The following is a 7,246-nucleotide window of genomic DNA, read 5'->3' on the forward strand; positions in this document are numbered from 1 at the left end:
CCCCTACAACTCGACGCCCGGGGCGGGCAGCCCGGCCACCCCCGGGTCGGCCCCCCCCCGGCGGCCGGGGGGGGGGGCGCCCCGCGGGCCGGGGGGGGGGGGGCCCCCCCCGCGTCCGGCGGCGTCAGCCGCCTACTGGATCTCGCGCAGCACGTCCAGGATCTCGGCCTTGCCGGGCGCGGCCTGCAGCCGCTCGCGGAAGCCGGTGTCCATCAGCTTGCGCGACAGCAGCGCCAGGATGCGCAGGTGCTCGTCCCCGGCCGCGGCCTCCGGTACGGAGATCATGAAGACCAGCCGGGCCTTCGTCCCGTCCAGCGCGCCCCACTCGATGCCCTCGTCGGACCGGGCGAAGCCGACCGTCGGGCGGGTCACCGCGTCCGTCTTGGCGTGGGGGATGGCGATGGACTCGCCGAGGCCGGTCGTGCCCTGCGCCTCCCGGGCCAGTGCGACCCGTACGAGCTCGTCCACGTCGGAGACGTTGCCGGTCGTGGCCAGCATCTCCGCCATCTCGCGGATCGCCGCCTCCTTGGAGCCGGAGGACAGCTCCGTCTTCACGGTCTGCCCGGTGAGGTACCCGGACAGCACCTCCGGCGGCCCGCCCGCGTCCACCGGGGCCGCGGCCGCGGGCTGCGACGCCCGTACGGCCGTCCCGGCGCCCGCACCCGCGACGCCGGCCGCGACGGCACCCGCACCGCCACCGCCGCCCACGGGGGCACCCGCGCTGACCAGGGCCGGCTCCGGCGCGCGGACCGCGGACCCCGCGTCGATCACGCCTTCACGGCGCAGCTTGAACTCGATCAGGGCGTTCGTCGTCAGCGCGGTCACGACCGCACCGGCGGCGATGGCCACGAAGAACATCGCGACACCGCTGATCGCACCGAACAGCGAGACGATCGGACCGCCGTGCGGTACGGAGTCCTGGACCCCGGCCACACCGGCGATCGCACCGGCCACCGCGCCGCCGAGCATGTTCGCGGGGATGACCTGGGCGGGCCGGGCCGCCGCGAAGGGGATCGCTCCTTCGGAGATGCCGAAGAAGCCCATGAACAGGGCGGCGAGGCCGGTTTCCTTCTCCTCGTCGCTGTAGAGCTTGCGGCGCAGCAGCGTGGCCAGGCCCTGGCCGAGCGGCATGACGGGGATGGCCGCGGCGGCCATGCCCATGACGTGGTTGTTGGTGCCGATGAGACCGACGGCCACGAGGAAGGCGGTCTTGTTGACCGGACCGCCCATGTCGAAGGCGATCATCAGGCCGATGATGGTGCCCAGCACGATCGCGCTGGAGCCGGTCATCCCGTTCAGCCAGCTGGTGAGGTGCGTGAAGACCCAGGAGATCGGTTGCCCGATCACGTAGATGTAGAACAGGCCCAGCGCCACGGTCGACACGATCGGGATCACGATGATCGGCATGATCGGCTGGATGACCTTGGGGACCTTGACCTTCTTGATCCACATGACCAGATAGCCCGCGATGAAGCCCGTCGCGATGGCGCCCAGGAAGCCCGCGTTCGCATCGGCCCCGTAGATGTGCACGGCGTCCGCGGCCAGGAAGCCGCCGATCATGCCGGGTACGAGGGCCGGCCGGTCGCCCAGCGCGTAGGCGATGTAGCCGGAGAAGATCGGCAGCATCAGGGAGAAGCCGGTCACGCCGAGCTTGTTGACGTAGAACCAGAAGGTCCCGTCGGGGATGACCAGGCCGCCCTTGGCGTCCGCGTGCCCGCCGAGGGAGAGGGAGACGGCCAGCAGCAGACCGCCCACGACCACGAACGGGATCATGTGGGAGACGCCGTTCATCAGCGCCTTGTAGGCCTGACTGCGCTGGTGGCCACCGCCGCCGCCGCTGCCAGCCGCTGCCGCGGCTCCGGACTGCACCGGCGCGCTCTGTGCGCGCTGGATCAGCTCCTCCGGCTTGTGGATGCCGTCCGCGACGCCCGTGGACAGCACTCGCTTGCCGGCGAACCGGTCGAGATCGACCTCCTTGTCGGCGGCGATGATCACGGCGTCCGCTTCCCTGACATCGTTGTCAGAGAGCACGTTCTCGGCCCCGATCGAGCCTTGGGTCTCCACCTTGATCGAGACGCCGAGACGGTCGCCGGCCTGCTGGAGCTTCTCCGCGGCCATGTACGTGTGCGCGATACCGGTGGGGCACGCGGTAACGGCGACGATCTTCACGGGCTTGCGCCCGCTCGCGTCCCCGCCTTCGGGAGGGCCTGCCGGACTGGTCACTGGAATCTCCTCACGACACATGCGTTGTCCTGCGGGATCGCGCGTACAACCCGACCCAACGGCATCGTTGCGCATGTAAGGGCGTGATCAAAAGTCCGAAAGGCCCCTAATTCTCCGCCAGAGGCCCCGAACTCCGGCCGAGACCCGCCCAGAGCGGCCTCAAGTAGCCTGCGCCGCGCTCGGCCGATCGGTGTAGCTTGGTCATCAGTGTCAGGCGTCGCTGCTGATGGCGGTCGGGCGGTCTTCGAGACCGGCCGAGGGGAGAGAGGACCCCCGACGGACTGAGCTCCGTGTGCGCCGTCCTGCCGACGGTGCGCGGCTCAGCCGTACCCACCTCTCCACATCACGAGGAGCAGCACCCAGATGACTGCCGCATTCACCGACTTCAAGGTCGCGGACCTCTCCCTCGCCGTCTTCGGACGCAAGGAGATCACCCTCGCCGAGCACGAGATGCCCGGCCTCATGTCGATCCGCCGGGAGTACGCGGCCACCCAGCCGCTCGCCGGCGCCCGCGTCACCGGCTCCCTGCACATGACGGTCCAGACCGCCGTCCTCATCGAGACCCTCGTCGCCCTCGGCGCCGACGTCCGCTGGGCCTCCTGCAACATCTTCTCCACCCAGGACCACGCGGCCGCCGCCATCGCGGTCGGCCCGAACGGCACCCCGGAGAACCCGCAGGGCGTCCCCGTCTTCGCCTGGAAGGGCGAGACGCTGGAAGAGTACTGGTGGTGCACGGAGCAGGCGCTGACCTGGCCGAACACCCCCACCGGCGGCCCGAACATGATCCTCGACGACGGTGGCGACGCCACCCTCCTCGTCCACAAGGGCGTCGAGTTCGAGAAGGCCGGCGCGGCCCCGGACCCGTCGACGGCGGACTCCGAGGAGTACGCCAACATCCTGACCCTCCTCAACCGCACCCTCGGCGAGAACCCCCAGAAGTGGACGCAGCTCGCGTCCGAGATCCGCGGCGTCACCGAGGAGACCACCACCGGTGTCCACCGCCTCTACGAGATGATGGCCGAGGGCACCCTGCTCTTCCCGGCGATCAACGTGAACGACGCCGTCACCAAGTCGAAGTTCGACAACAAGTACGGCTGCCGCCACTCCCTCATCGACGGCATCAACCGCGCCACCGACGTCCTCATCGGCGGCAAGACCGCCGTGGTCTTCGGCTACGGCGACGTCGGCAAGGGCTGCGCCGAGTCCCTCCGCGGCCAGGGCGCGCGCGTCATCGTCACCGAGATCGACCCGATCTGCGCCCTCCAGGCGGCCATGGACGGCTACCAGGTCGCGACCCTCGACGACGTCGTCGCGACGGCCGACATCTTCATCACGACCACGGGCAACAAGGACATCATCATGGCCGCCGACATGGCCAAGATGAAGCACCAGGCCATCGTGGGCAACATCGGCCACTTCGACAACGAGATCGACATGGCCGGTCTCGCGAAGATCGAGGGCATCGTCAAGGACGAGGTCAAGCCCCAGGTCCACACCTGGAAGTTCCCCGACGGCAAGGTCCTCATCGTCCTGTCCGAAGGCCGCCTCCTGAACCTGGGCAACGCCACCGGTCACCCGTCCTTCGTGATGTCGAACTCCTTCGCGGACCAGACCCTGGCCCAGATCGAGCTCTTCACCAAGCCGGCCGAGTACCCCACCGACGTCTACGTGCTCCCCAAGCACCTCGACGAGAAGGTGGCCCGCCTCCACCTCGACGCCCTCGGCGTCCGCCTCACCACCCTGCGCCCGGAGCAGGCCGCCTACATCGGCGTCGACGTCGCGGGCCCGTACAAGCCGGACCACTACCGCTACTGATCCCCACGGATCCGCAGCACCCACGCGTCAGGTCAGGCCCCCGGCATCCGTGCCGGGGGCCTGCCCCGTACCCGCCCGAAACCCAGGAACACCCAGGAAGACGCCCCATGCCCCGAGGCCGCTACGCGCTGCACGACCCGCACGACCACACCCCCCTCGGCGAGGAGCACTTCCACTGCGCCCCGGGCCCCTCCGGCTGGCGCTACGTCTCCCAGCTCACGGCGCCCGACGGTGCGCACCGCGGCTCCGTGGACCTGGCCGTGGACGAGCTGGGCCGCCCCATCCGCCTGGAGGCCAACGCCTCCAGCTGGCAGGTGCGCGGCGCCGCCATCGACGGGATCACCTGGGTCCGCACCGACCCCGCCGGAGCCGAAGCCACCGAGGGCAACGTCCCCGGGGCCGCCGGCTTCACCGGCACCTCCCCGGCCTTCCTCGTCGCCACGGCCCGGCTGCTGCGCCTCGCCCCCGGCGCCCCCGCCACCCGCGTCCGCCTCGTCGCCCTGACGGACCCCGTCCTGGCGGCCCGTACGACCGACCAGGCCTGGGCCCTCCTGGAGCGCGCCGAGCACCCCACGGACAGCGGCCCGCTCCTGGTCGACGAGTACCGGGTCACCGCGCTGGACACCGGCGAGGTCCACACGCTCCACATCGCCGGGGACGTGGTCCTCTCGGCCCCCGGCATCGAACTCGAACACCTGGAAACCCCGCCGTCGGCCTTCCCCGAGTAGCTACGCGGGCGGCGCGAACCCCGTCGCCCTGGGCGGCTCCACGGGTACGGCTACGGGTTCGGGTACGACCGCCACCGGGACGACGGGAACCGGGGCGGGCGCCACCGGCGGCATCACCCCGGGCACGGGCTGCCCGTACGCAACGGGAGCCGCCCCGGGAACGGGCTGCGGCCGGAAGGCCCGCGCCGCGTCCCGCGACTGCCGCTCGTGCACCACGGCCATCAGGAACGCGGCGGCCGGCACCCCGACCGGCGGCGGAGCCCCCGTACGCGCCACCAGATCGTCCGCCAGCCGGGCCGCCATCGAGGCGCCCACCTGCGGATCCAGCTGGCCCATGCGCGTCAGGTACTGCCGGATCGCCAGCCACAGCCCGTCCGGCACCGCCGACAGGTCCAGCCCGCCGAACCGCCCGGCCAGCCACGGCGGCGGCGGAGGCACCGGCATCACCCGCGCCCCCGGCACCCGCTCCCGGATGACCAGCGTCCCCGCGAACACGTCCCCGAGCCGCCGCCCGCGCTCGGAGAACAGCGAGGCGATGCACGCCACGGATCCGAAGGTCAGCAGCAGTTCGAAGACCCCGAAGGCCCCGCGCACCAGCGCGTGCCGGAAGCGGATCGGCCCGCCGTCGTCGCGCACCACGCGCAGCCCGCACGCGGCCTTGCCCAGCGACCGCCCGTGGCTCAGCGTCTCCACCGCGATCGGGACGCCGACCAGTACGAGGAGGAAGGAGGCCACCGACACGGCCGCCCGGGCCGCCCCGTCCAGGGACGCGGTGGCCAGCACCAGTCCGACGGAAATCAGCAGGAACCCGGCGATGTACACGACCAGGTCGAGCAGGATCGCCAGCGCCCGGCTCGGCAGCCTCGCCGGCCGCAGCCCCAGGACGACCGCGTCCCCCGTCACCAGATCGCTCACCGATGCACACCCTTCACGTGACCTGCCCCGCCCCATCGGCCTCCAGTCTGCCAAGCTGACGAGGCAAGCAGTAGGAAAAACGGCAGGCACCAGGGGCAGGGGAGCGCCAACCGCATGGATCTCGACGTCTTCGTTGCGGCCCACCAGGCCGAGTGGGCCCGCCTGGAACAGCTCCTGGGCCGGGGCCGCCGGCTCACGGGCGCCGAGGCCGACGAGCTCGTCGCGCTCTACCAGCGCACGGCCACCCACCTCTCCCTCATCCAGTCCAGCACCCCGGACCCGATGCTCACCGGCCGCCTGACCCAGCTCGTCGCCCGCGCCCGCGCCACGGTGACGGGCACCCGCCGCTCCGGCTGGCGCGACGCGGCCCGTTTCTTCACCGCGGGCTTCCCGGCGGCCGTCTACCTCAGCCGTCGCTGGTGGATACCCACGGCCCTGATCTCCACCGCCGTCGGCGTGCTCGTCGGCTGGTGGATAGCCACCCACCCGGAGATCCAGCACGCCATCGGGGCTCCGGAGGACCTGAAGGCGATGACGAAGCCGGGCGGCGGGTACGAGACGTACTACTCCAGCCACCCCGCGGCCTCCTTCGCGGCGCAGGTCTGGACGAACAACGCCCAGGCGGCCGCCGTCTGCCTGGTCCTGGGCGGCTTCCTGGGCCTGCCGGTGCTGTTCATCCTCTGGCAGAACATGCTGAACCTCGGCGTGGGCATCGGCCTGATGTCCTCGGCCGACCGCCTGGACGTCTTCCTCGGCCTGATCCTCCCGCACGGCCTCCTCGAACTGACCGCCGTCTTCGTGGCCGCCGGTACGGGCCTGCGCCTGGGCTGGACGGTCATCGACCCCGGCCACCGCACCCGCCGCGTGGCCCTGGCCGAACAGGGCCGCGCCGCCCTCGGCATGGCCATCGGCCTGGCGGCGGTCCTCTTCCTGTCGGGCCTGATCGAGGGCTTCGTGACCCCCTCCGGCCTGCCCACATGGGCCCGCATCGGCATCGGCGTGGCCGCCGAGGCGGCCTTCCTCCTCTACGTCTACGTCCTGGGCGGCCGCGCGGCCCGCTCCGGCGACGTGGGCGACGTCGAGGCGGCCGACCGGACGGCGACGCTCCCCACCGCGGCCTGATGTGCGTACGAGCATGCTGAGCTGCTAGTCTCCTCGTCGTCCCGCAAACACCGTTGACACGGCGGCTGCGGGGAGGTAGATTCGAACGGTTGCCTCGAACTGGACAAGTTCGGCAGCGATGGTTTAAAGTCTTTCTCGCCCCCAGGAATTGAATTCCAAGAGGGCACACCCAACTCTTCATTCAGGAAACTGAAGCCGGGAAATCCGGTGGAAATCTTCTGCTAGAGTCGGACTCGCCGGAAAGGGAAAACGCGAAAGCGGATGACCTGGAAGGCGGGAAACAAGCGAGACGGACTCTGATAGAGTCTGAAACGCAAGAACAGAACAAAACGAAAGCCCGGAGGAAAACCCGAGAGGGTGAGTACAAAGGAAGCGTCCGTTCCTTGAGAACTCAACAGCGTGCCAAAAATCAACGCCAAAAAGTTGATACCCCGTCCATTTCG

At 70.7% G+C, this 7,246-nt stretch carries 6 protein-coding genes; 3 read left to right on the forward strand and 3 right to left on the reverse strand.

Annotated features, from left to right (window positions below; translation table 11 throughout):
* Nucleotides 1–132: 132 nt before the first annotated feature.
* Nucleotides 133–2,223 (reverse strand): fructose-specific PTS transporter subunit EIIC, encoded by a 2,091-nt coding sequence (locus ACIA8F_RS37530; protein WP_399385524.1) that lies wholly within the window; start codon nucleotides 2,221–2,223, stop codon nucleotides 133–135.
* A 363-nt stretch (nucleotides 2,224–2,586) separates the two neighbouring features.
* Here ACIA8F_RS37530 and ahcY point away from each other — a divergent pair, with 363 nt between their 5' ends.
* Nucleotides 2,587–4,038: an adenosylhomocysteinase gene (gene ahcY, locus ACIA8F_RS37535; RefSeq protein WP_399385525.1), complete on the forward strand. Its 1,452-nt coding sequence runs from the start codon at nucleotides 2,587–2,589 to the stop codon at nucleotides 4,036–4,038.
* Between the two features lie 107 nt (nucleotides 4,039–4,145).
* A complete protein-coding gene (locus tag ACIA8F_RS37540) occupies nucleotides 4,146–4,766 on the forward strand; it encodes a hypothetical protein (RefSeq protein ID WP_399385526.1) in 621 nt (206 codons plus the stop codon).
* Here the strand turns inward: ACIA8F_RS37540 and ACIA8F_RS37545 are convergent, their stop codons facing one another.
* Nucleotides 4,767–5,681, reverse strand: a complete 915-nt coding sequence (locus tag ACIA8F_RS37545; RefSeq protein ID WP_399385527.1) for an RDD family protein — start codon at nucleotides 5,679–5,681, stop codon at nucleotides 4,767–4,769.
* Nucleotides 5,682–5,795: 114 nt separating this feature from the next.
* Here ACIA8F_RS37545 and ACIA8F_RS37550 point away from each other — a divergent pair, with 114 nt between their 5' ends.
* The gene (locus ACIA8F_RS37550; RefSeq protein ID WP_399385528.1) at nucleotides 5,796–6,803 is read left to right on the forward strand and encodes a stage II sporulation protein M; all 1,008 of its coding nucleotides are present in this window, start codon (nucleotides 5,796–5,798) and stop codon (nucleotides 6,801–6,803) included.
* 221 nt (nucleotides 6,804–7,024) lie between these two features.
* Here ACIA8F_RS37550 and ACIA8F_RS37555 read toward each other — a convergent pair.
* On the reverse strand, nucleotides 7,025–7,246 hold a 222-nt coding region (locus ACIA8F_RS37555; RefSeq protein ID WP_399385530.1), incomplete at its 5' end, for a hypothetical protein.

It is taken from the genome of Streptomyces sp. NPDC051563, assembly GCF_044454225.1.
In the GTDB taxonomy this organism is placed as follows: domain Bacteria; phylum Actinomycetota; class Actinomycetes; order Streptomycetales; family Streptomycetaceae; genus Streptomyces.